Source organism: Arthrobacter psychrochitiniphilus, from assembly GCF_003185915.1.
GTDB lineage: Bacteria > Actinomycetota > Actinomycetes > Actinomycetales > Micrococcaceae > Specibacter > Specibacter psychrochitiniphilus.
Map to the genome: position 1 here is coordinate 1 of NZ_QHLZ01000014.1, position 23671 is coordinate 23671.

The 23671-nt window shown below is 60.0% G+C and carries 22 protein-coding genes; 13 read left to right on the plus strand and 9 right to left on the minus strand.

Features of this window, described 5'->3' with window-relative positions:
• Positions 1 to 930, minus strand: a 930-nt coding sequence (locus tag CVS29_RS18265) for a hypothetical protein (protein WP_146213087.1), incomplete at its 3' end; no start/stop codon positions are given.
• A 414-nt stretch (positions 931 to 1344) separates the two neighbouring features.
• On the opposite strand from CVS29_RS18265, the gene murA reads away from it, so the two are divergent.
• Genes murA through CVS29_RS16205 form a run of 4 tightly spaced genes read left to right on the plus strand, consistent with a single transcriptional unit; the run spans position 1345 to position 5674 of the window.
• Positions 1345 to 2682: a UDP-N-acetylglucosamine 1-carboxyvinyltransferase gene (gene murA / locus CVS29_RS16190; protein ID WP_110107400.1), complete on the plus strand. Its 1338-nt coding sequence runs from the start codon at positions 1345 to 1347 to the stop codon at positions 2680 to 2682.
• A 17-nt stretch (positions 2683 to 2699) separates the two neighbouring features.
• The gene (locus CVS29_RS16195) at positions 2700 to 3500 is read left to right on the plus strand and encodes a lysophospholipid acyltransferase family protein (protein ID WP_110107515.1); all 801 of its coding nucleotides are present in this window, start codon (positions 2700 to 2702) and stop codon (positions 3498 to 3500) included.
• The gene (locus tag CVS29_RS16200; RefSeq protein WP_110107402.1) at positions 3497 to 4534 is read left to right on the plus strand and encodes an NAD(P)H-dependent glycerol-3-phosphate dehydrogenase; all 1038 of its coding nucleotides are present in this window, start codon (positions 3497 to 3499) and stop codon (positions 4532 to 4534) included. The genes CVS29_RS16195 and CVS29_RS16200 overlap by 4 nt, the downstream gene beginning before the upstream one ends.
• A gap of 3 nt (positions 4535 to 4537) precedes the next feature.
• On the plus strand, positions 4538 to 5674 hold the full coding sequence (locus CVS29_RS16205; RefSeq protein WP_245932294.1) for a D-alanine--D-alanine ligase family protein: 1137 nt from the start codon (positions 4538 to 4540) through the stop codon (positions 5672 to 5674).
• A 34-nt stretch (positions 5675 to 5708) separates the two neighbouring features.
• Here the strand turns inward: CVS29_RS16205 and CVS29_RS16210 are convergent, their stop codons facing one another.
• The 4 genes from CVS29_RS16210 to CVS29_RS16225 form a co-directional block, all read right to left on the minus strand.
• Positions 5709 to 6257, minus strand: coding sequence for a hypothetical protein (locus tag CVS29_RS16210; protein ID WP_146213088.1), 549 nt, complete (start codon positions 6255 to 6257; stop codon positions 5709 to 5711).
• A gap of 108 nt (positions 6258 to 6365) precedes the next feature.
• Positions 6366 to 6773: a cupredoxin domain-containing protein gene (locus CVS29_RS16215; RefSeq protein WP_110107405.1), complete on the minus strand. Its 408-nt coding sequence runs from the start codon at positions 6771 to 6773 to the stop codon at positions 6366 to 6368.
• A gap of 73 nt (positions 6774 to 6846) precedes the next feature.
• Positions 6847 to 7575, minus strand: a complete 729-nt coding sequence (locus tag CVS29_RS16220) for a class F sortase (protein WP_110107407.1) — start codon at positions 7573 to 7575, stop codon at positions 6847 to 6849.
• Between the two features lie 6 nt (positions 7576 to 7581).
• Positions 7582 to 8385 (minus strand): hypothetical protein, encoded by an 804-nt coding sequence (locus CVS29_RS16225; protein WP_110107409.1) that lies wholly within the window; start codon positions 8383 to 8385, stop codon positions 7582 to 7584.
• Positions 8386 to 8743: 358 nt separating this feature from the next.
• Between CVS29_RS16225 and CVS29_RS16230 the strand changes: the two genes are divergently transcribed.
• The 6 genes from CVS29_RS16230 (at position 8744) to CVS29_RS16255 (ending at position 15384) form a co-directional block, all read left to right on the plus strand.
• Positions 8744 to 9409 (plus strand): response regulator transcription factor, encoded by a 666-nt coding sequence (locus tag CVS29_RS16230; protein WP_245932295.1) that lies wholly within the window; start codon positions 8744 to 8746, stop codon positions 9407 to 9409.
• 85 nt (positions 9410 to 9494) lie between these two features.
• The gene (locus CVS29_RS16235) at positions 9495 to 10679 is read left to right on the plus strand and encodes a sensor histidine kinase (RefSeq protein ID WP_146213089.1); all 1185 of its coding nucleotides are present in this window, start codon (positions 9495 to 9497) and stop codon (positions 10677 to 10679) included.
• A complete protein-coding gene (locus CVS29_RS16240) occupies positions 10660 to 11661 on the plus strand; it encodes a hypothetical protein (protein ID WP_110107413.1) in 1002 nt (333 codons plus the stop codon). The genes CVS29_RS16235 and CVS29_RS16240 overlap by 20 nt, the downstream gene beginning before the upstream one ends.
• A gap of 5 nt (positions 11662 to 11666) precedes the next feature.
• Positions 11667 to 13574 carry a hypothetical protein gene (locus CVS29_RS16245; RefSeq protein ID WP_146213090.1) on the plus strand — a complete coding sequence of 636 codons (1908 nt, stop codon included), beginning with the start codon at positions 11667 to 11669 and terminating at the stop codon, positions 13572 to 13574.
• A 75-nt stretch (positions 13575 to 13649) separates the two neighbouring features.
• Entirely contained in the window at positions 13650 to 14798 is a 1149-nt protein-coding gene (locus tag CVS29_RS16250) for a methyltransferase (protein ID WP_110107417.1), read from the plus strand.
• A gap of 409 nt (positions 14799 to 15207) precedes the next feature.
• On the plus strand, positions 15208 to 15384 hold the full coding sequence (locus CVS29_RS16255; RefSeq protein ID WP_110107419.1) for an LCP family glycopolymer transferase: 177 nt from the start codon (positions 15208 to 15210) through the stop codon (positions 15382 to 15384).
• Between the two features lie 277 nt (positions 15385 to 15661).
• Here the strand turns inward: CVS29_RS16255 and CVS29_RS16260 are convergent, their stop codons facing one another.
• Positions 15662 to 16144 carry a DUF3515 domain-containing protein gene (locus tag CVS29_RS16260; protein WP_110107420.1) on the minus strand — a complete coding sequence of 161 codons (483 nt, stop codon included), beginning with the start codon at positions 16142 to 16144 and terminating at the stop codon, positions 15662 to 15664.
• 94 nt (positions 16145 to 16238) lie between these two features.
• Positions 16239 to 17420 (minus strand): CaiB/BaiF CoA transferase family protein, encoded by a 1182-nt coding sequence (locus tag CVS29_RS16265; protein ID WP_110107422.1) that lies wholly within the window; start codon positions 17418 to 17420, stop codon positions 16239 to 16241.
• Positions 17421 to 17563: 143 nt separating this feature from the next.
• On the opposite strand from CVS29_RS16265, the gene CVS29_RS16270 reads away from it, so the two are divergent.
• The 3 genes from CVS29_RS16270 (at position 17564) to CVS29_RS16280 (ending at position 20813) form a co-directional block, all read left to right on the plus strand.
• Entirely contained in the window at positions 17564 to 18403 is an 840-nt protein-coding gene (locus CVS29_RS16270; protein WP_211315163.1) for an IclR family transcriptional regulator, read from the plus strand.
• A gap of 131 nt (positions 18404 to 18534) precedes the next feature.
• Positions 18535 to 19074, plus strand: a complete 540-nt coding sequence (locus CVS29_RS16275; protein WP_110107426.1) for a PadR family transcriptional regulator — start codon at positions 18535 to 18537, stop codon at positions 19072 to 19074.
• A gap of 5 nt (positions 19075 to 19079) precedes the next feature.
• Entirely contained in the window at positions 19080 to 20813 is a 1734-nt protein-coding gene (locus tag CVS29_RS16280; RefSeq protein ID WP_110107428.1) for an ABC1 kinase family protein, read from the plus strand.
• A gap of 65 nt (positions 20814 to 20878) precedes the next feature.
• On the opposite strand, the gene CVS29_RS16285 is transcribed toward CVS29_RS16280, so the two are convergent.
• Entirely contained in the window at positions 20879 to 21967 is a 1089-nt protein-coding gene (locus tag CVS29_RS16285) for a histidinol-phosphate transaminase (protein WP_110107430.1), read from the minus strand.
• Positions 21968 to 22014: 47 nt separating this feature from the next.
• A complete protein-coding gene (locus CVS29_RS16290) occupies positions 22015 to 23463 on the minus strand; it encodes a purine-cytosine permease family protein (RefSeq protein WP_110107432.1) in 1449 nt (482 codons plus the stop codon).
• Positions 23464 to 23671 lie beyond the last annotated feature (208 nt).

Sequence of the window (23671 nt, forward strand, 5' to 3'; positions counted from 1 at the left end):
CAGTGCCACCAGCCGGCGTGCATCACGCAAGTCATCCCAAACCCAACGCACCACCCTATAACCTCGCGCACGGAGCCGGTCCTCGCGTATCTTCTCCGCCACAACCACCTCCGACGGTGTTTTTCCCTTGAGGTATTTTTGCCCGGAGTACTTCTCGTACCCATCAAATTCGCCCAGTACCTTGAATTCCTCCCAGTCAAAATCCGGCAGTCCAATGAAACCTCGGTCATCCCAAAATGCTTGTTGTAGGAAGGGGCTCGGGAAGCCGTTGAGGATCATGATGGCGCGGCTCCACGATTCGCCGGCAGACTCTGAGCTACCGTTGGCGAGCCTGACCACCCGTTCCACCCGTGTTCGTTGTACCGCGCTTTTCAGCAGGGCAGTGCTGGCAATCACATGGTTTTCAGTGAAGTTGAGCTGCGTGTGTGGTGGGGAGCCTGGCAATATGTGGTGGCTCAACACCTTGTCCATGACGGGTAATGCGTGGGTGAGTGGCAAGCGGATAGCAAGGTCTCTAGCTACCTGAGGTGGTGGTGTTACAAGCAGCCCAAACATCCTCCAAGGCGGAGAGTCTCCTTCTACAGCAAGAACACGGCGAACTCCGTGACTGCTCTGACCTCCCTTGGCGGTGGGAGGCAGAACACTCTGTACCTCTTGAGGGATGCGTAGAAGAGGGAGCCCCATGATCTGGGCAGCCGATTCTCTGGCAAATACCGGAGGATTTTGTGCCAGTTCGTGTACGGCTTGAATAGTGACCCGATACTTCTCCCATGGTTTGTAGCTGTTCCATAGATCAGCAGGCAGGTAGAGGCCACGCCGAACACGCACGAGTGCTCCGGACTTTGCCTGTACTGACAGCCTCTGGGCAGAATACTCGTCAATGTATTTGTTGTCCGGCCTAAGGAACTGTGGCACCTGAAACGTATCCATCAACCCAGCTTGCCTGCCATTCGCCAGCCCAGAGCTCGTGGTGCTGCAAAGTGTGAGCCACAAAGTGGTTAACCCTGGCTGTGCAGGAATATCCGCACAAGATTGTGGGCAAAGTGGCTCAGTCCAGCGCGCTAGAAGGGCAAAAATAGACAGGAACGGAACCAGCGGAGTCCGTTGTTAAGATTCGAGGCCTGTTGACGGGCCTCAAATCCTAACAACGGACTCCCCGCCTTTTCGGGGCGAGCTTAGAGGCCCGAGCCGCCACGTTTTACGCATCCTGCGCCGGAGAAACTATGCTTGACGCAGGCCCCGGACTATACCGGGGACCCCGGTGTGAACCGGGCAGCCCGGTGGGCCGGGACAACCCCGGTGTGAAACCGGGAGCAAAGTGTGGAACAAAGGAACTAGGTGACCATGAGCAGAATTCTGACAGTCCGTGGCGGTGTCCCGCTCAAGGGACGTGTACAGGTGCGCGGCGCCAAAAACCTGGTCCCCAAGGCGATGGTTGCCGCATTATTAGGCAATACGCCCTCGATTTTGCGCAACGTCCCTGAGATCAAGGATGTTGAAGTGGTGACATCACTGCTGCAACTGCACGGTGTCACAGTGGTCAAGGACCCCTTAACAGGCGATCTCACCCTAGACCCCGCCAATGCCAAGAAGGCCAATACTGCTGAGATCAACACCCATGCCGGTGACTCCCGCATCCCGATCCTGCTGTGCGGACCCTTGATTCATTCGATCGGGCACGCCTTCATTCCAGATCTTGGCGGGTGCAAGATTGGTGACCGCCCCATCGACTACCATCTGGAAGTGCTGCGCAAGTTCGGTGCCGTGGTGGAAAAGACCAGCGGCGGCATCTCCATTACCGCGCCGCTGGGCCTAAAGGGCACCAAGATTTCCCTGCCGTACCCCAGCGTTGGGGCCACCGAGCAGGTACTGCTCTCGGCAACACGCGCCGAGGGCATTACCGAACTGACCGGTGCCGCCACCGAGCCGGAGATCATTGACCTGATCGCCATCTTGCAGAAGATGGGTGCCATCATCTCCGTGCAGACTGACCGCACCATCCGCATCGAGGGTGTGCAGGAACTGACAGGTTATGATCACACCGCCCTGCCCGACCGCAACGAGTCCGCGTCCTGGGCCTCAGCGGCCTTGGTGACCGGAGGCGATATTTATGTTGAAGGCGCCAGCCAACGCGACATGATGACGTTCGTGAACACCTTCCGCAAGATTGGCGGCGGCATGGACATTCACGACGACGGCATCCGGTTCTACCATCCCGGCGGCGCCTTGAAGCCACTCATCTTGGAAACGGACGTGCACCCCGGCTTCATGACGGACTGGCAGCAGCCCCTGGTGGTTGCCCTGACCCAAGCCGAGGGCGTCTCTATTGTCCACGAGACTGTCTATGAAAACCGCTTCGGTTTCACAGAGGCACTGACCCGCATGGGCGCCAACATCCAGCTCCATCGCGAGTGCCTTGGCAGCATCCCGTGCCGCTTCGGCCAGCGCAACTTCATCCACTCGGCCGTCATCTCAGGTGCCACACCACTGGTGGGCGCTACCATCAACGTCCCCGATTTACGTGGCGGCTTCAGCCACATGATCGCAGCCCTGGCCGCCCAAGGCACCTCCACGGTGACGGGCATTGACGTGATCAGCCGCGGCTACGAGCACTTCACTGAAAAACTTGACGGCCTCGGTGCCGACTTCGACATCCGCGATTCAAATAAGGCGCTGATTTAGAAGTGGCCAAGCGCACCATGTCCCGGCGCACCCGGGCGTTCTTTGCCCTTTTGGCAGGGATTGCCCGGCCCCTCATGAACGTTCTCACGGCCAAGGAATGGCACGGCACAAAGAAGCTGCCCCACGGCGAGGGTTTCATTGTGGTGCCCAATCACTGCACGGAAATTGATCCGATTGTGGTGGGCCACATGCTCTACAACCAAAAGATCATGCCGCACTTTTTGGCCAAGGACGGGCTGTTCAAGACTCCCGTGCTTGGCGCTGCGCTGCGCGGTGCCCACCAGATCCCGGTGGAACGTAGCGGAGCAGGTGCCGGCAAATCGCTGGATGTGGCCAAGGAAGTCCTCGGACAGGACGGTGCCGTGGTGGTCTATCCCGAAGGGACGCTCACGCGGGATCCAGATCTATGGCCCATGAAGGGGCGCACCGGTGCCGCCCGGCTCGCACTGAATACTGGCGCCAAGGTCATCCCGGTTGCCCATTGGGGGGCTCAGGAAGTTTTCCCGCGCTACGCCAAGGGCTTTAAAATTTTCCCCCGCAAAACTACCCATGTGCTGGTGGGGGATCCCGTTGACCTGAGTGAATTCATGGGTAGCAGCGGGGACAAGGCCACTCTTGACGCCATGACTGAGAAGATCATGGGGGCCATTACCGAGCTGCTGGAAACCCTCCGTGGCGAGAAGGCGCCGGCCGAACGCTGGGATCCTGTGGCCCACCAGCAAAAGTCTCACGGCAGGTTCGTGGAACGCGGTGCCCAGTCCCAGAAGAAGAGCAACACTGACGACGCCGGAACAACAGAAGCAGGGGATCTTCAGTGAGCTACGTGGATGGTATTGCGCCTGTCAAGATAGCAGTGTTGGGTGCCGGTAGCTGGGGCACCACCTTTGCCAAGATCCTAGGAGATGCCTCTGCCGGGACAGATCGCAAGATTGTGTTGTGGGGACGCCGGCAGGAGGTAGTGGATCAGATCAATGATCTGCACCGCAATCCACGCTATCTCTCCACCACGGAGCTGCCCGCGAATATCTCCGCCTCCACTGATGTGCAAGAAGTGCTCAAGGACGCCGAACTCGTGGTCCTGGCAGTTCCTGCCCAGACGTTGCGCGAGCAGTTGCGCGGGTGGGCCGGGCACCTGGCCCAGGACGCCGTCGTCGTGAGTTTAATGAAGGGGCTGGAACTGGGCACGGACCAGCGCATGTCCCAGGTGATCGAGCAGGAATTTTCCATCTCCGCGGACCGCGTGGTGGTTATTTCAGGCCCCAACCTGGCCATGGAAATTGCGCGCCAAGAACCCACCGCCTCCGTGGTTGCCTGTGCGGATGAGAACACGGCCAAGTGGGTGGCCAACGTGTGCAAGCCAAGCTATTTCCGCCCGTACACCGTCAATGACGTGGTGGGCGTGGAGATTGGCGGGATCGTGAAGAACGTGATTGCGCTGTGTGTTGGCATCTGTGAAGGGCAGAAGGTGGGCGATAACACGAAGGCCTCGGTCATCACCCGCGGGCTCGCCGAGACCACCCGGCTGGCGCTGGCATTGGGAGGGCGGGCCGAAACCATGGCCGGGCTGGCCGGGCTGGGCGATCTTGTGGCCACCTGTTCGTCCTCACTGAGCCGCAACCACACCGCTGGGCGCATGCTCGGCGAGGGGCTGACGCTCGATGAGGTCAACAACCGCATGACGCAAACCGCCGAGGGCATCAAGTCCGGGCGTGCGGTCTCCGATCTTGCCGCCAAGATGGGGGTCGATATGCCCATTACCAACGCCGTTGTGGGCGTCCTTGAAGGTAAACTGACTGTCGATGATCTGGGGCCGCTGTTGTTGGCCCGCCAATTGAAATCCGAAGGCGACTAACGCGTGACTACTGATTCCCCCGCTACAACTGCGCCCACACGCGTCGCCATTCTCTTTGGCGGGCGCTCCAGCGAGCATGCCGTGAGCTGTGTGACGGCCGCTGGTGTGCTGGGTGCCATTGACCGGACCAAGTACGACGCCGTCCCCATCGGTATTGCGAAAAACGGCCAGTGGGTTTTGGCTGGCGAGGAGATCGCAGGCTGGTCCCTTGCCTTGGCTGTGCTGCCGGAAGTTGTGGCGGGCAAGCAGAGCGTTTCCCTGGCTCACCTAGATGGCGGGCACCAGCTGGTGGTCTCGGAAGCGGGGACTGTTCCGCAGGAGCTGGGTGCCGTGGATGTGGTGTTCCCGCTGCTGCACGGGCCGTGGGGCGAGGATGGCACCATTCAGGGTTTACTTGAGCTCTCTGACACCCGCTATGTGGGTGCTGGTGTGTTGGCGTCAGCTATTGGCATGGACAAGCACTTCATGAAGGTGGTTTTTGAGGCCGCCGGACTGGCTGTGGGCCCGTATGTGGCCGTGAGTGACCGGGAGTGGACTGTGGACCCCGCCGCCGTCAAGGACCGCGTGGCAGCTTTGGGATTCCCCGTGTTCGTGAAGCCGGCACGGGCGGGCTCCTCCATGGGTATTTCCAAGGTGGATTCACTGGAGGGACTGGACGCTGCCATTGCCGAGGCTCGCGAGCACGATCTTAAACTCGTGATTGAGGCCGGAATTGTTGGCCGCGAAATTGAGATTGCCGTCCTTGAAGGACGCGGCAGTGACGCTCCGCGCGTCTCCCTTCCCGGCGAAATCGCCATGCTTGACGGGGCGCACCACGCCTTTTATGACTTCGAGGCTAAATACGTTCAAGGCGGGGCGGTGAACCTCAGCTGCCCGGCAAAGATGCCGGAGGCCGATATTGCCCGGGTGCAAGAACAAGCTGCCCTGGCGTTTGACGCCGTAGGCGCTGAGGGACTGTCCCGTGTTGACTTCTTCTACACCGAAGCCGGGGAATTAATCATTAATGAGATCAACACGATGCCCGGCTTCACTCCGAGTTCAATGTACCCGCAAATGTGGGCGGCCTCGGGCCTGAGCTATCCGGACCTGATTGATGAACTGATTCAGTTGGCCCTGAACCGGAAAGTTGGCCTGCGCTAACACCCGCTGGGCCGCACCTTATAAAGAGCCCGGATTAGTGTTCGGTCCAGCACGCCAAGATGGTGGTGGCCATTTGGAAGGCAAAGTCCGTCCGGGAGATGTTGTTCTGGCCCACGGTTGCTGACATGGCGGTTCCGTCCACGTGAAGGACCATGTTGTCCTTGGCAAAGACCACATCACCGCCGGCGGACTGATAACCGGACAAACCCAGGTTGGAGAGGCCTACAACGGGTGGGGCGGCTAAGGATGTGGCTAGTTTTTTGGCCTCTGCAAGTGCCTGCGCGTCCCCGGGCATAACCTTCACGGTCATGCTAAACGGGCCAGCCGCCAGGGAGTAGTTGCAGGTGTACGTCTGCCCGTCCCACGAGATAGTCGTTGCAGGGGTGGAGGAAAGCCCCAGGATCTTAGTGACGCTATCCTTGGCTTCGGCGGAGCAGACCATAGAGGTGGCCGCCGACGGCGCTTCTACCGTGCCTGCCATAGCCGACGGCGAAGAAGGGGCACCGCCCTGTGAGGCACCATTGACTGGATTCATCGGAGCGGTAACTTCTGCCGCACAGCCGCCGAGAAGAATTGAAGCCATGAGCAGTCCCATCACCGCGGGATATGCCTTGTTCATTGCTATTTCCTTACTAGTGGTGGAGGAACTGTTGATGGCGGATATGTTGGTGGCGTCAGGCATCGGTACGTTCTAGCGAACGGTCAGGACACCGCGCATGGAAGTGTTGGATTCGCTGTGGAACGGGTAACTCCCGGGCTTGCTCGGTGCCTTGAAGGTGGCCATTGCCCCGGCTGCCACGGCCACGCTAAAGCTGCTGCCGTCCTCGGAGGTAAGAGTGTAATTGGCAGTATCCATATTCATCACGGTCACGGTGGATCCGGCCGCAACGGGGGTTGCATCACGGTACGCGCCTGCTTCGATGTGGATCATCGAGGCCATGCCGTTGCCAGCTTCGCTCATGCCGTCCATGGGCATCTCGGTTGACATGGGCGCCATAGCCGCCGGTGAATTTTCCGGAGCCGCAGCCATGCCACACCCTGACAGGCCAAGCAGCACTATCAGTGCGGCGGCCCCTTTGAGAGCTAGTTGCGTGTTCATAAGCGTCCAATCCAATGCAATGTTATTCCGCGGTGCCGGGCCCTGCCCGGCAAGGCCCGGCACCTGGGAGTGGCTAGGAGTTGTGGCTGGAGACGAGGTGTCCAAAAACAACAGTGTTTTCGGTGTATTCACCGGAGGAGGTATCAAGGCCACCGCAGGTGATGAGGCGGATCTCGGCCCTGTTCGTATTGCCGTAAACGGCAAGGGTCGGGAAGGTGGCCTTCTTGACCACCTCGAGCTTGTCGACTTCAAAAACGGCCACGGTTCCATCGGCGCGTGTCACCGAGAACTGCTCACCAGGCTTCATCTCATGCAGCCGGAAGAACAGGCCCTGTGGTGATGCCAGGTTGTTGACATGGCCAAGAATGACCGCGGGGCCCAGCTCCCCAGGCGTTGGGGAGTACTTGTACCATCCGCCGGGATCGCCGGGCTGACCGCCTGGAATCTCCATGGTGCCATCAGCTGCCTGGCCTAAAGGTACAAGCGAGGTGTTGATGCCCACTTGCGGTACTTGCAAGCTGACGGGTGCAGATTCTGCCAGAACTGGACCCTCCGAAGCGGGCTTGACAGGTTTTGCTGCCGGGGCGGAAGTGCTCGCCTCGGCCGAGGGGGCCGGCGTCGGGCTGGTTGTTGCGGGTATTTGCGGTGCAGCTGTTTGCGCGGAGGTTGCCACCGGATCCGGGGCAGTGGCCGGCAAAGACTCCGGGGCGCACGCCGTGGTTCCTAGGACAAGTGATGTGAGGAGGACGCCGGCCGCCGCGGAAGCGGTGAGGCGCCCGCGGCGACTGGAGTTCTTATTCATGGGGTATCAGTCCGCGATCTGCTTCGAAGCGGTCTTCTTAGTGCGCAGGGCCAGGAAAGCACCCGCGGCCATCACGAGAGCTCCACCACCGGCATAGAGCGCAACATCGGAAGTGGCGCTGGTGGACTGTGTTACCGGCTGGGTCAGGCCCGTATCAGGAGCACCGCCCGGCATGGCAGCCATCTGGGAGACGGCAAGGGTGCCACACAGTGCCGGGGAGGTGGCAGCCAGCGGAAGGCTGGGAACCAAATCGCTCTTTGCATCCTGGGCAGCGGCCGGAAGTGTTGCCGGATCCAAACCATGGACCACCACAACGCCGGTGCCAGCCTTCATAGCTGCAATGGTTGCGGCATTCATGGTGAAGGTGCGCTCGTAGGTGTAGGAAGCGCCCATGCCTCCCACCTTCAAGTCCAAGGCAGCCTTGTCACTGGTGTCACCACTGGTGGATAAGGTGGTGCCAATCTTTCCGTACGAGGGACCACCCTCGGTTGTGCTGATCACTCCGTCCTTGTTGGTATCGGCGTCCGGGCCAGGACACGTACCCATGGCATCAATGTGGATGTGCTGGACATGCGGGTAGGGGGCGCCATCGAATGTTGCCGCGAGCCCGCTGACGTTTTCGGTGACTGTTGCCTGATCTCCGGTCAAGGTGATCATGACACTGCCAGTGGCATTGCTGCCGTTGAGAGCTCCAAGGTTTGCCTGGTAACTCGTGGTGCCGTTGTCATCAGCCATGGCTCCTGCCCCAGAGAAGGACAGTGCAGCCAACGCCAAGGCGGGGACAATGAGGAAAGCAGATTTCTTATACATAAGAGATTTCTCCTTATTTTTCTGAGACTTCAGCTTTGAGGCCTCACAGTACGTTCGGAGCCAGGCCGCCAGCGGATTGGAACAATTCCCAGGTTCAGAGAAATTGTCTTCCCGCTGATCTGCCGGGCCGCCATCGCAGGCTCGTGAATTCCGCCCAAACACGGGCCCATACCCCCTACACGCCGCGAGTTGGAGCGCCACATGATGAATGGAAAATGCGACGGGGCTTAGAGCCAGACAAAGCGGATAAAAAACCAAATGGCGTAACTTAACCCCGCTGTCTTGGCCAATAACGACTAAACTCACACCCCGCCCCTATGCTGTCCCTATAGCCGTCTGGTAGGAGGAGTGCTTTGCGATGGTCGGTCCAATAATTCGGGTGGGTATTGTTGATGACAGTGAAGTGGTGCGGATTGGCTTTTCGGCGGCTGCCGCCATGGATGCCAAATTTGCGCTCCAGGGCATCAAGGTAGTTCTCGCTGCTGAAACTGTTCCGCAACTGCTGCAATCGCCAGTAAGCATGTTAGATGTTGTGGTCCTTGATTTGTCCCTTGCGGACGCGTCGGAGCCAGGAGAAAATGTGCGCCTCTTGGTGGATGCGGGCTATCCGGTTCTGGTTTTTAGCGTGGCCGAGAACACCGACGCCATCAAATCTGCTTTGGCGGCCGGGGCCGCCGGGATCGCGCGCAAGGGTGATGACGTCAAGGACGCTCTGGACATGGTTCGCAGGGTTGCAGCAGGAGAGACCATTGCGAGCCAGGAACTGGCCATCGCCATTTCCTCGGATTCACTTTTTATGGCGGCCGAGCTCAGTGATCGCGAACGGGAAACTCTTAAGTTTTATGCCACCGGGTTTACCGGGGTCCAGATTGCTCGGCGCATGAATGTCTCGGTGAATACCGTGGGCACCAACATCAAGCGTATTCGAGAAAAATATGCGGCGGCCGGCCGGTATGCGCCCACCAAATTGGAGCTCTATCACCGCGCTTTGGAAGACGGAATCATTCCCACGGGATTGAGCTAGTACACAACTAAGCGTTTATTGACCCTAAGGGGAGCTCTTGCCTGTACCGCAACCAAACAGCGCTCTGCTACCCAACACAGTGCAGATGACGGAATTAGTGTTGGCCCGCTCCATTGGGGTGTTTTCACTACTGTTAGTGGCGTTGGCGCTGCCTGATCTGCTGCAGGATACGGGCGGTCCTGCCCACGTTTGGTACACAGTTATTGTTGTCCTGATCCCGGTGCTGGTGGTTGCCGTCATGGTGCCTACCCAACGGCAAGGGTTGCGCCGAATCTTCGCAGGTACTGTGGCCTGGTTGCTCCTGGTGGGGTTCTTGTTGTGGCATCTGGGCCTGATTGGTAATTCGCTTGGCCCGGATGCACGGCCTTGGTCGTGGGGCATTGCCGGTGCCGGGGTGGGACTGGCTGCTGTGGCCAAAAACACCCGTATGGCCAGCTTGTACGGATTTTGTTTTACGCTCCTGGTGTTGCTCATTCCCGCCATGCCGGCCGGTTCTTCCCGGGCCTGGGCAGATTCGTGGCAGGATGCTTTGCTGACAGCAGCCATGACTGCAGTCATTGTCGCCCCCATTTGGGCACTGCGTCAGGCCGTTCAAGAATCAGAATCAGCGGCAGTCACGGCATTGGAGAAGTTCGCTGCTGCGGCCCGTTCCGAAGCTATCACTGTAGAACGCATGCGCCTGGATGCCCTCACCCATGACATTGTGCTGAGCACGTTGATTGTGGCCTCCCAAGCCGTGACCCCAGAGGTTGTGGCGGCGTCGCGGAAGACCGCCCGGCTGGCTCTAGCCCAGATGGATGCAGTGGGGGAGGCGACCTCTGTGGCTGCCGAACTCACCATTGCGGAGTGGCTGGGCCGGATGAGGGTGGCTGTATCCCTGCACGGAGGCTCCTTTGATGTCCCGCCCCCTGGTTCGCAGGCACCGGCAAGTCTTTCCCTGGTTGCTGGCCGGGCCATAGTTGAAGCCACCACAGAGGCGGTTAAGAACAGCATTGCGCACGCTCCCGGTTCATTGCCTGCTGTGACGGTATTTTTTCCAGCGTCACAGGTCATTGGAAAGCCCCAGGTAGCCGTTGAGATCGCGGATAATGGGCCAGGTTTCGATGTAGCGGATATTGCCATGGAGCGCATGGGCATCAAGGTTTCCATCGTGGAACGAATGCTGGGTGTCCAGGGCAAGGCCGCAGTGACTTCAAGTCCTAGTACAGGGACGCTGGTGCGGCTGGAATGGAGCACGGACGGAGGGCATCATGGATCAGCTCAGAACTAAGTGGCTGGTTCTGGTCTTCGCCACGTGCATGCCCATCGCTCATGTGATTATGGGGCTAGCCAACACGGCTAAGGTCAGTTCTTTATGGCAGTACCTTTTGGCCATGGTGATCTGTCTGGGTCTGGTGGTGCTTTTGTGCGTGGATATGGACAGTGGGGCCATACCGTTGAAATCAGCGTGGCTTGTTGTTGCCGGGGTTGTGGTCATGGAATTGCTGGTGACAAGTGTTCTGCCGCTTGGGATTCATCCAGGCTATGCGGCATGGCAAAACGGCGCGATTCAGATGCTCCTGGTGGCCTTAACATTCCGAGGGCGAACGTCCCTGGCATGGCTTGGCATGGGAGCCTTCGCCGCTCTTGACATGAGAGCCTCACTGGGCCATGGGTTATCTCTTGTTGACGGGTTGGCGTTAGTGTTGACCCCCATTATGTGGATGGTGATTGCCACTGCCGTCCTGATGGTCTTGGGACGCAGTAGGAACAACATTGCGGTCTACTCGGAGCAGAGTCAGAAGGCTGCCCTCAGGCTGGCATGGGAAGAGGCCCACAATATTTACCGGGCGCAACGGCTGGTGGAATTGCAGGAGGCTACGCGTCCGGCACTGGAAGCGATTGCCTGCTCGAAGCTGACGGATGAACAGCGCAGGGAATTGACGTTTCTGGAAGCCGGGTTGCGCGATCAGATGCGCGGCAGGACGCTGGTGACCGGGGGAGTCCCGGATGCTGCCCTTGCTGCCCGCAAACGCGGCGTCAAGGTTGATCTGCTTGATGACAGGAAAGCGCCTCTGCCTGGCGCCATCGCTGCTGACGTGTCCCGGAAGCTATTGGAAGTTTTGGCCCAAGCGCAGGCGGGAACGGTGCGAGTGCGCGCCTTGCCTGTAGGGGAAGTCCCCACTGTCACGTTCCTCGCTTTCGACGAATCAGCAGACCAGTTTGAAACTTATGCTGAAATCAGCGTCCCCCACTCTGAACCGGACAGGTAGAACCTTTGATAAAGACCCCGGAATTCGGTCCTGCCCGCGTGCCTTCAAGCGCCATGGGCCGTGCGCTGGTTTTGCTACTGGCCCTGGTACTCACGGGCTGCACACTGGCGCCACCGGCCGGTGAACGGCTTGCAGCGGAGGGAACCGCCACCGCGGATGGAGTGCTGCTGGAAGTGGACCGCGCTACGGTGAGCCTGCCCGGTGGAGCCGTAGCACCAGGAACCACTGTGAGTGCCGCCATCAAAGCGGCGGTGCCACCGCCTGCAACACAACCGCCTCCAACACAACCGCCTGCAAAAGCCAGCACCGCTGGCGTGGAACTGCTTCCTGCGGCCAGTGACCAGCTGACCGTCACAGTGGGTGAAGAGCTGGCAGCAGGCACGTCAATGACTATCACCATGGCCCTGTCCCGCGTTCCGGAAAGGTCGGGGCTTGATCCCTCACCAGCTTCCTTGGCATTGGCCCACCTGCGCAGCGGAGAAGAAGTGCCGGACTTACTCAGGGTGTCGCTGATAGGAGAGACAAACACTGGCCGAATCTCCGCCCAGGTTCCGGCCGGTGGAACCTTTTGGGCTGTCTACGCGGACGTTTCCTCGCTGCTGGGCGAGGTGTCACGCTCTTTAGCGGCCACGGAAACCGCCAACAAACCACCATGCGCGGATAAACCTGTCTCGGTAGCTGGCATGAGGTTCACTGCAGCCTCAGCCACAACCTCAGCCACAACAGGCTCGTGGGCCTGTTTGCGGGAGAACAACGGCATGCTGGTGGTCGCGGTGGCGGCGAAATCAGCTGTGCCGCTGCGCGTTGCCTCCCATGAAAAGCTTCTGGGAGCCCCGGTCCTCGATGAAAAGCTGCTCCAACCTTATTTCCGCCAAGTTCTCCAGCCGTTGCTGGAACGGCACAAAGATCTGGCCGGCGCTCTGCCAGGGGTGGTGACGGAGTACGAAACCGCGGCAGCCGGCGTCGAACATCAGGAATGGGAACTGCGCCCCTACCCGGCCATGTTCCTCCTGCAATACGTGGCCACGGTGGTGCAGACCACCTTGGATGGCGCTATTGAGCCGGCCACCATTGATGCCAGCCGCACGGCCGCTTGCGTGGCGCCCTTACTCGAGGCAAACAAGGAGGAGCTTGCTCTTAAGGAATCTTGGGCTGCGCCCTTCGTGAAGGATTTCATGAATTGCGTGGCAACGTCCCTGGAGATTAGCCAGCGCATGGATGTTTTGCTCGGTGCAGTCAATGCCGTGCCAGATGTGGTGGCGGGAGCCGCAATCCTAGAATGGGATGAGCTCCAACCTGGCCAGGGCACCAGCGTAGCCATTGCCGGCGCCATGGAATGGAGCACATATTCGGGCACACTCAATGATGCAAGAATCAGTTTTGAGCACCCCGTCGGGTGGACCGTCATGGATGGCTCGGTCAACCCGCAATTTGGTGCCAGCAACGCCTTGGTGGTGTACGACCATCAGGGCAACCGTAAGGCCGCCATGAACGTGGAGGACGGCGTCCATGTCAGTGGCCCCGTTGACCTCCGTCCCGTGAGCCATCTAGGGGGCGGATCTGACGCCGCACCCACGCGCATCCCAGGGGCTGAGGTGCGGGCGGTGGCGATGGATCTTTCGTCTCAGCCGCAACTGCGCACCCGGGACTTGGCGGATCACAAGGTGCAATTGTCCATGTCCTTGTCCACGCGCAGCACGGATGGTGCGGCATTGAAGGAGCTGGCTGTTGGCCGGCTGGAGGGTCAAGTGGTGGTTGAAACCGGTGTGAGATCACGCGCACAAAACCAGACACAGCGGTATGTCATGTTTGCCCACAGCGACGGCTTTGAGACCATTGCGGCCGCCCAGGAGTATGCCAAGGGTGGTGAATTTAGGGCTATCCAAAAAATGTTGGCGTCCTTCAAGGGATAAACTGGACGCTGGTCGCATCCTGCCTCAGCACACCACGCACATCTTGGCGCAGGCAACATTCTAGGAGCCTTCCCCATGAGTACTGAGCCCGTACAGCAGCCGAACATTATTCGGTGGACCCACAACGGCGCCGAACAGAGCGCACTGTGGGTGAGCGCCAGTGGGGCAGCCATGCCCAAAAAAGTGCTGGCTGTGGATGATTCTCTCACCGCGGATGAGGCCTACCGGCTCGCTGCACAGGGGACAGCTTTGCTTTGGCTGGGCGATTACCACAATGCCCGCCAGCTTCTTTCGGCCATGGCCCGCCGGCTGCCTGTTTTTTCAAGGCTCGACGGCGAATCAGTGGCCCAAGCGTTCTACCGCTACCGCCAGGGACGGACACAAAGGGCCAAGATGCTTGGGCGCGTGCTGGTGCCGCTGGCTTCCGGCCCCGCCGTGGCATTGCGCCGCGCCCCGGATGTCAGCCAGGCGTGGCTCTTGGCAGCAGGTCCCGTGGAGGAGACCGCTGTGGCTCCGTTGCAGGATGTGCTGGGTTCCATCGGTGCTTTGGAATGGCGGCGCAACGGATTGTTTGTGCAGGAACTCGATGCTGTGATCCGTCCTCATTACGGCACTTTTGCCCCCATCCGAAGTGAGTATTTAGCTCTTGTAAACTCTGCTGGCCTGCCCTCAAAGGAACTGGCCTTCGACATTGGCACAGGCACCGGCGTGTTGGCTGCCATCCTCGCCAAACGCGGGGTGAAAAAAGTAGTGGGTACTGACACTGAAGCTCCAGCAATCGCCTGCGCGCAAGAGAACGTGGCTGATCTTGGCTTCTCAGATTCCTTCGAGGCCGTCCAAATGAGCATGTTCCCGGAAGGGAAAGCACCCTTGGTGGTGTGCAACCCGCCTTGGCTCCCCGGCACAGCCAACTCCGTGCTGGACCACGCTGTCTACGATCCCAAGAGTCGTATGCTCAAGGCATTCTTGGCCGGTTTGGCCAAGCATCTGGAGCCCGAAGGTGAAGGGTGGCTCATCATCTCGGACCTGGCCGAACACCTGGGTCTGCGTTCCCGGGAGGAGCTGCTGGGATGGATTGATGCTGGCGGCCTGCAAGTGCTGGAGAAGCTTGACACGCCGGCACGGCACCCGCGATCCATGGATACCGCTGACCCCTTCTTTGCCGCCCGGTCACAGGAAGTCACGTCCTTGTGGAAACTAGCTGCCAAAGCCTTGGCTTCCTGAGACGCTGACCATTTGCGGGGTCCGGAAAGACTCGCTGTGTGCGGGTCCGGTCCGGTGTTTGTGTGTGGGCGTGGCAAAATTGCGTGCATGAATGATGACGCTAAGATTCCCCTGCCTACCGGTAAAAGCCGGAAAGCTCGACGCAATGTACCCCTGGTTTTTCTTGGGGCTGTTCCTCGTGACAGCCATTCTTAGCGGAGCATTCGTGGTGCATCTAGCCAACAGCTCCAACAGCCAGTCAAAGTAGATCAGCGATGCCTTCTCATATGAGGCCACCCGCCTGTCAAGGCCCAGGAGGGGCCGGCGTCGAAGGCGTTGAACATCTTATTGCTGAGCAGCGAGAGCCGCGCGGATTCCGTGGAGATGGCCGAAGAAGGGTCAGCGTCTGATCAGCGCCTCCGACACCAAGATGTGGGTGCACATTCAAGGAGACCGCAAGAACATTGTCATGATCTCAATCATGCGTGACCCTGAGGATAATATTGCCGGGTTCGGTGAGGCCAAGATCAATGCGGCCATGGCGTTTGGTGACGTGCCGCTGGTGGTTGAAATGCTTGAAAGCGTGTTGAACTGTCTGCACCGATGAGGGATTGGGCGCCAAGACCTTGGCCGCCATGACGCTGGGGCTCAGAGAGTTTCGAGGTGCCAACGTGCTTTCCTCTACGCTTGCCACTGTGGGGACCGGACCAAGCGTTGATGGCCAGTCCATTGCCATCAAGGACGGACGGCGCCATTTTGACTATCGCTGATGCCCTCGCCTCGGACGCTTTGGTCCTACACCTGGATAACTCCGGGTTGCGCTAAGGACTCAAGCCAAATTTCCGCCCTTATCCGGCCAGCACCGGAGTGCTGTTACTCTCCGGTTACTGCTGGGTGGCTGAGTCGCCAAGGCCCACACATCCGCCGGTAGCCGGAATCTTTGCTGCTGCCGCCGAGATCTGGGTCAGCACGGTGTCCGAGGGGACCTTGTTATCTCCCAGGATCACTTCTGTCGCGGGGTTTCGGCCATAGGTGGTGAACGTCCACGTGTCCTCACCCTCCTTGATGACCCAGTCCACACCATTGACGGTGACGCACCTGTCAGTGGTGGGGCCGGGTACCTGTACGCCGCACCGCAGAAGCACCGCGGCAGGTTCACCCCATGCCGCTGTCGATTGGCTGGAGGTGGTGCGGCGCTTCGCGTCGGCAAGTGAATCAGGCAGAGCCACCATCATGGGCGCACAGGCCGGATTGTTGGCATCGGGCGCTAAATCGATGGTCACCGCTGGGGTGCACGCCGTGAGTACGAGCAAGGCAGAAGCGGCAATGGTGGCGGTACGCAGGGCAGAAGACGCAAAAAAACGCATGATCCAAGCCTAACGGCTTGGCGCAGCGCCACGAACCCGGAGGCTGTGGCGCCGCGCTGCGGGCCTTATAGCTTTTCTAGAGCTTGTAGCTTCCCTAGAGGCCAGTGCGCTCGGGTCCTTCGATCCAGTTGCCGAGCAAACCGTTGTGCTGGCCAAGCGTCGGGGCGGGGGAGGGCGCAACTGAACCGGTCAGCCGCAGCGGTGAAGCCAGTGTCTTGAAACCGTCCGACTCTATGGCCACATTGCCGCGGTGTGCAGCATGTTCGCTGCTGAGGGCCTCATTGACGGTGTGCACCTTGGAGACCGGAACATGGTGGGCCGCGAGCAGTTCCAGTGCCTCGTCGTCCGTGAAGGGCTGCAGTGCTTCTTCCAGTGCCGCCCGGAATTCAACAGGGAATTCGTTGCGGCGGGTTTGTTCGTTGAAACGTTCATCCTCGAGCCACTCGGAACGATTCAGCGCCTCTGTCAGCCGGGGGAACAGACGATCTCCCGCGATGGCGATGGCGATGGAGCCGCGGCCGGTTTGGTAGGTGCTAAACGGGGTGGACATGGCGTGGTCGTTGCCGCAGGCCACCGGTTCTTCGCCGTGTAAGGCCCGCATGCCCACCGATTCCAGGACGGAAACCAGGCTGTCCAGCATGGCCACGTCGATGTGCTGGCCCCGGCCGGTGTTGTGCCGTTCATTGATGGCAGCAAGGGCCGCAATAGCCCCGTAGAGGCCCGGAACTATGTCACCAATGCTGATACCAACTCGGGTTGGATCCCCGCCGCGCAGGCCGGTGATGGACATGAGCCCGCTCATGGCTTGGGCGATCAGGTCATAGGCCGGCGCATTTTTGAGTGGCCCATCTTGCCCAAAACCGGAGATGCTGACAATGACGAGTCTGGGGTTTTCCACCATCAGACTTGCCGCGGAGAGCCCCAACCTGTCCATGACGCCGGGCCGGAAGTTTTCAATGACGATGTCGGAGCGCCTCACCAAGGCGAGCAGGCGCTCACGTTCCTGTGCAACCTTCAGGTCCATGGTGATGCCGTACTTGCTGCGGTTGAACAGGCGGTAGTAAGCCGATTCGCCGTTGTACCAGGGACCAAAATGGCGGGAGTCGTCGCCGTCCGGGCTCTCCACCTTGATGACTTCAGCGCCCAGATCGGCCAAGATCATGGCGCAGAACGGTCCCGCCAGGACCCGGGAAAGATCCAGCACTCGCAGGCCTTGAAGGGATCCGGGACGGTTCAGTGCGGCGGGGAGGGGCTCGGGGCTGGCGGAAGTGATCATCGCAGATATGGTCCTTAGAAGGTTGCTGGGCCCGGGTCTAGGGCGCAAGTTACTTCCATCACAGCATTGAAAGGGGACGCAAAACAATTAACTGGCCCGCTGTACGTCTGTAATCACAGACTTACGCGGAATACAATGGTCGTATGAGTTCTGTGAATTTACCCCAAGTGCCCGCAGCCAGGAACGTGTTGGCTATGTTGCGCTATATCGCATCGCAAGCCGGACCCGTGGGGGCCGCGTCAATTGCCCGGGACGTGGAGCTGCCCCGCTCAACCACCTACCATCTGCTGTCAGCGCTGATAGATGACGGCTTTGTGGTGCACCTGCCCGAAGAGCGCAAGTATGCGCTGGGTGTGACCGCGCATGAATTGGGTACGGGCTACTCCCGCCAAGTTCCGTTGCAGCGCCTGGCCCGCTTCCCCATGGCCCAACTGGTTGAGCGCAGTAGACGCACGGCGCACCTTGCAGTGATGCATGGGCGTGAAGTTATCTACGTCATTGAGGAGCGGGCAAAGCGGCAAGCCACGCTTGTGACCAATCCGGGTGTCAGGCTTCCCGCCCACCTGACCGCAAGTGGGCGCGCCATGTTGGCCACCATGCCAGCGGAGCAGTTGGACGCCCTCTATCCGGGGCCTGAAGCCTTCCCCCAACGCTATGAAAACGGTGTGCATTCGGTTCAGGCGCTCAAGGAGCTATTGGCCTTGGTTCGGGAAAGAGGATTTTCCTGGGAAGAGGACGAGGTAACGAACGGTTTCTCCAGCTTGGCTGTTCCTGTTCTTGACCGCAGCGGCCATGCCCTAGCCAGCGTGACTTTGACCGTGTCCAACCGTCCCGCGTTGAGCCCGGCAGCGGCGGCCAAAAATGCCCTTGAGGGAGTGATTCAGGAGCGCGCGGTCCAGCTAGAAGATCTAAAAACGCAGTGGCTGCCCGAGGTGAACCGGTGTGCAAGGGAAATCTCCCGGCGGCTACGCCCCAATATTTAATGCGCTCGGCGCGCAGCTGGCGGACCACGCAACTATAAATTCTCCTTCGAAGCCATTGTTTTCGACAGTCTTGCGGGTATATCGTTAACTATCGTTCGTGTATCGTTCAAAAATTATTTGAGGAGAGCAAAATGCATAACTCATTCCCAGTCGGTGGGTTCGGCGGCGCCAATATTGATGGTGTCTGGCAAGCAGTTGAAGAATTGCGTTCACGGTTTGAAAAGCGCCCCGGAACCCGGGCTGGCCGCGGCGAGGTACGGGCGGCCGTACTGGCACTGCTCGCCGAGGAACCCATGCACGGCTACCAGATCATCCGGGAAATTGAGGAACGCAGCGGTGGTAACTGGAAGCCCAGCGCTGGCTCCGTTTACCCCACCTTGCAGCTCTTGGCTGATGAGGGCACCATCGCGGCCGAGGAATCCAATGGGCGCAAGATCTACTCGCTCACTGAGGCTGGGCGGGAAGAGGTCCAAGGCAGTGATGCAGCAGCGCCGTGGGACTCAACGGCCCCTGGATCTGGCGGATTTGCTGCGCTACCCAAGGCTGGTATGGAGCTTGCCCAGGCTGCCGCTCAGGTAGGGCGGACAGGGAACAAAAAGCAAGTTCAAGAGGCTGTCGAAGTCCTCGATGAGGCGCGGCGGCGGCTCTACACTATCCTCGCCCAAGGCTGAGAAGGGTGGCGTCGGAGCATCGAGACCCGGCAGAAACGGTAGTGAGTGCGGGGGCTGCCCGCGCTCGCTACCGGCGCATCCTGCGCTTTGCCGCCTGGCACCTGTTGGTGACGTGGTGGTTTGAACTGTTCCTGCCCCGCATTGGGCTGGGCAGCATCTCTGCGCGCACGCGCCCGGCGCGCATGAAGCGCTTTGCCCAGCGCTTCCGCACGCTCGCGCTGAACCTGGGTGGCTTGATGATCAAGGTAGGTCAGTTTATGTCCTCCAGACTAGATGTGCTGCCTCCTGAGCTCACTGCCGAGCTAGAAGGGCTCCAAGACGAAGTCCCGGCTGTTGCGTTTGCGCAGATCCGCAGGCTGGCCGAGGCTGAGCTGGGTGCGCCGCTGGAGGACATCTTTGTCTACGTTGACGAGGTACCGGTAGCCGCGGCATCCCTGGGACAGGCGCACCGTGCCCAGCTCCGTTCCGACGATGCCCAGCGCACCGGACTCCAGAACGTGGTGCTGAAAGTTCAGCGCCCCGGCATTGGTGAGATTGTTGCTGTGGACCTTGCGGCACTGCGCCGGGTAGGGCGCTGGCTCAGTAGGATCCGGATTGTCTCCAGCCGCGTTGACATGCCAGCACTGATGGAGGAATTTGCGCAGGCCAGCCTTGAGGAGATCGATTATCTGCACGAGGCGGCTAGTGCAGAACGCTTCGCTGCCGACTTTGCCCAGGATCCTCGCGTGGGAGTACCCGCGGTGGTGTGGGAACGCTGTACACGCCGAGTGCTCACACTCGAGGACGTAACGGCGATCAAAATAACGGATGCGTTGGCTCTGCGTGCGGCGGGTATAGATCCGGCGCAGGTGGCCTCGGTATTTGCCAGTGTCATGTTCGAGCAGTTGTTCACGAGCGGGTTCTTCCATGCTGACCCGCACCCCGGCAATATCTTTATCACCCCCGCCGTTGAATCCGGAGCGGGCGCAGGCACGGCCTCTGAAACGGAGCCACGCTGGGAATTGACCTTCATTGATTTTGGCATGATGGGGGAGGTCACGCCCAAGACCCGAAGCGGTCTGCGCAAGTTGTTGATTGCGGCCGCTGCTCGCGACGGCAAGGGCCTCGTTGCGGCAATCAATGACGTGGGTGTGCTGGTGCCTTCGGCGGACACTGGTGAGCTGGAACGGGCGCTGACGCAGCTGTTCGCACGGTTTGGTGGGATGGGATTTGCCGAACTTCGGGAAGTTGACCCCCGGGATTTTGTTGATTTCTCAGAGGAGTTCGGTGATGTGGTGCGCTCACTGCCATTCCAGCTGCCGGAGAATTTCCTGCTCATCATCCGGGCCATGTCACTGACCTCAGGGGTGTGTAGCTCCTTGGATGCTAAGTACAATCTATGGGATTCCGTGGAACCCTTTGCCGCTCAACTGTTGCGGGAGGAGGGCGGTAATTTCATCAAGGACGCCGCGGCTCAAGCCGTTGAGGCGGTGAGCCTGACGCTGCGCTTGCCCCGGCGCGTGGACGGGTTTCTCTCACGAATTGAAGAAGGCTCGCTGCCGGTGACGAACCCCCGGTTGGAACGCCAGAATGCCAGATTGCTTGATTTAACGCGCCGGCTGGGTTCGTTAGTGGTTTTTGGAGCACTGCTCATAGCCGGTGCGCTGGTGCGGTCTGAGGACATAGTGCTGGGCAGTGTACTGATGGGAGCGTCAGTGCTGGCATTGCTGCACGGCATGTGGGTGGGCCGCCGGCGATAAATGCCTACGCTCAACGAGCGGCGGGGTATGTACCGCCAGAGCGTACTGCCAGTGACTAAACTCAACTAGCTTCGCTGCCACCTGTCAACGCCGCTCAGTACCGCGGCTTCGGCTTGGCGGGAGCCAACGCTGACGCGCACACCCTCGCCAGGAAAACAGCGCACACTGACGCTTTCGGCCAGGCACGCCCCTTCTAGTGCGGCCGATGCATCGCCCACTGGCAGCCAAAGGAAGTTCCCGCCACTGGCAGGAACATCGATGCCGCGAGCGGCCAGCTGCGCCTGAAGGTTGCTGCGGCCCGCACGAACCGTTGCGATATTTGCCGCTAGGGCTTCCGTATCAGCCAGTGCGGCAACGGAGGCTGACTCGGCGACGGCATTCAAGCCAAAGGGCGGTGAAACGGCACGGACGTGACGGGAAATGTCCGGATGAGCAACCAGGAAGCCGGCACGCAGTCCGGCCAGACCGTACGCCTTCGAAAAGGTGCGCAACAGGACAAGATTTGGGTACTTGACTCTCAAAGTGAGGCTGTGCTGGAAGGAGGTTTCGGCGTCGTCCGTGAATTCCAGATAGGCCTGGTCAAGGACGACCAGCACATGGGCGGGGATGCTCGCCAAGAACTCTTCCAGTTCCTGGCTGCCCAGCACTGTTCCGGTGGGATTGTTGGGGCTGCACAAGATTATGGCGGCGGTGGAATCGGTGACTGCATGGGCCATGGCAGGTAGATCGTGCCGATGGTTGGCGGTCAGCGGGACCTGAACATCTAGGGCTCCGGTGAGGCGAACCAAAATGGGGTATGCCTCGTAGCTCCGCCAGGCAAAAACCACGTCTTTGCCCGGCCCGGCAAAAGCGGTCAGCAATTGCTGAAGCACGGCGAGCGAACCGCCGCCGGTCACCAAGAGGTCTTGGGCAATGCCGAGTTGCTGGCTCAGTGCCTTGATCAGGGGATCACCGTCAATGGTGGGGTACTGCTGGCAGTGCTGGGCCGCGGAACCAATCGCGGCCAGCACCGCCGGGGAGGGAGTCAAGAACGATTCATTGGAGGAGGCGCGCCACAAGGGAGCGAGCGCGCCGCCGGCCTTGGAATAAACCGGCAGCGAGGCCACCACATCCCGTGGAACAGGCAGAGATGGAAGGGATGTTGCATGTGACACTGAACGCTCCTTGCGGTGTGGCCCGGGTGGTGCCAGATGGCGCTGGTTTAGACGCTGGCTGTGACGTCGGAGTCGTCGGCGGGGTAGATCATCTCTGCCGGCGGGTGGTTGAAGCGCTTGGCCACTGGGTAGTAGACCGCTGCCGTGACAATCAAGCCCACAATCCAGGAAATGTCCGCGCCGCCCAGTAGCGGCGTGATGGGACCGGTATACAGGGTCTGGGCCAGGAACGGGATCTGCACCAGGACGCCCAGCAGGTAGGTCAGCAGTGCGGGGACGTTCCACGCGCCGTAGCGGCCCTTGGGGTCGTAGAGGGCAGGGACATCAACCTTTTCCTTCGAGGAGAAGTAGAAGTCAACGAGGTTGATGGAACTCCAAGGGATGAACACCATCAGCAACAGCAGCACGAAGTTTTTGAAGTTAGAGATGAAGTCATCCGATGCCACCAGGGCAATGATCACGGAGACGGAGATGAAGCCGATGACGTAGGCAAAGCGGACCCAAGGAGCGAAGCGCAGTTGACGGGTGAAGGCGCTGACCGAAGTCAGGATGGTCATATAGCCGCCGTAAGCGTTGAGCGTGTTGACCGTTAGCTTGCCCACCACAATCACGATGTACATCAGGACAGCGATGGCTCCGCCACCTGCAAGGTCACCAACGAAGGCCACTTGGTTATCAAGGAAGCCCTTGCCTGCAGGCATGGCGATTGCTGCGAACATGGCCCCAAGAGTCATGGACCACTGGGCGCCCAAGACGGCACCGGACATGCAGGCAAAGAACGTCTTGCCGGCGGGGGTGTTAGCGGGCAAGTAGCGGGAGTAGTCCGCAACGTAGGGCCCGTAGGTCAGCTGCCAGCCGGCACTGAGGGAAATTGAGAGCAGGAACGTGGTGACGGTGAAGCCACTCACGCCCATGACGGAGCCGACGTCGTGCTTCAAGAAAAGCTGGATGGCCAGGTAGCTAAAGCCAATGATGCCCACGATCGTGGAGATGCGGCCCAGCATGTGGATGTACTTGTAGCCCAGCGTGGCTACCAGAACCGTCAAGGCACCAAAGATGATGACGCCCACTGCGGGGTTACCGGTGGGAATGATCTGATTCACTGCCTGGCCGGCCAGGACCGCGCCGGTGGCTGCGAAGCCTAGGTACATGACGATGACCAGGATCAGCGGAATGACGGCGCCGAAGACACCGAACTGGGCGCGGCTGGAAATCATCTGTGGCATGCCCAACTTGGGGCCCTGAGCGGCGTGCAATGCCATGACGGTGCCACCGAGCACGTTTCCGATCAGCAAGCCGATGATGCCCCAAAATGCGGTAGACCCGAAGATGACGGCGAGGGCGCCGGTGACGATCGCCGTGATCTGCATGTTCGCCCCAAACCAGAGGGTGAACTGGCCAAAGGGTTTGCCGTGGCGCTCCCGGGCTGGTACGAAGTCAATGGATCGGCGTTCGATGGCCGGCCCACTCTTTCGTACGGTTTGAATCCTTGACATGTCATTCCTCCGTTGGAATAGGTTTGGGTCCCCCGAATTTTCTTTAATCCATCTGAGCACGAAAGACCACGGGTCAGTGACGTGCTTCACTGAAGCCGTCTGTGTTCCGAGACTAAGGACCTATTTCTGTGATCTGGGGCATTTTTGGGGTACTTCTCGGGCTATGTTCAAGTTACGCCGCGATGTGCCGGCGGCGCGGAGGTGCGCT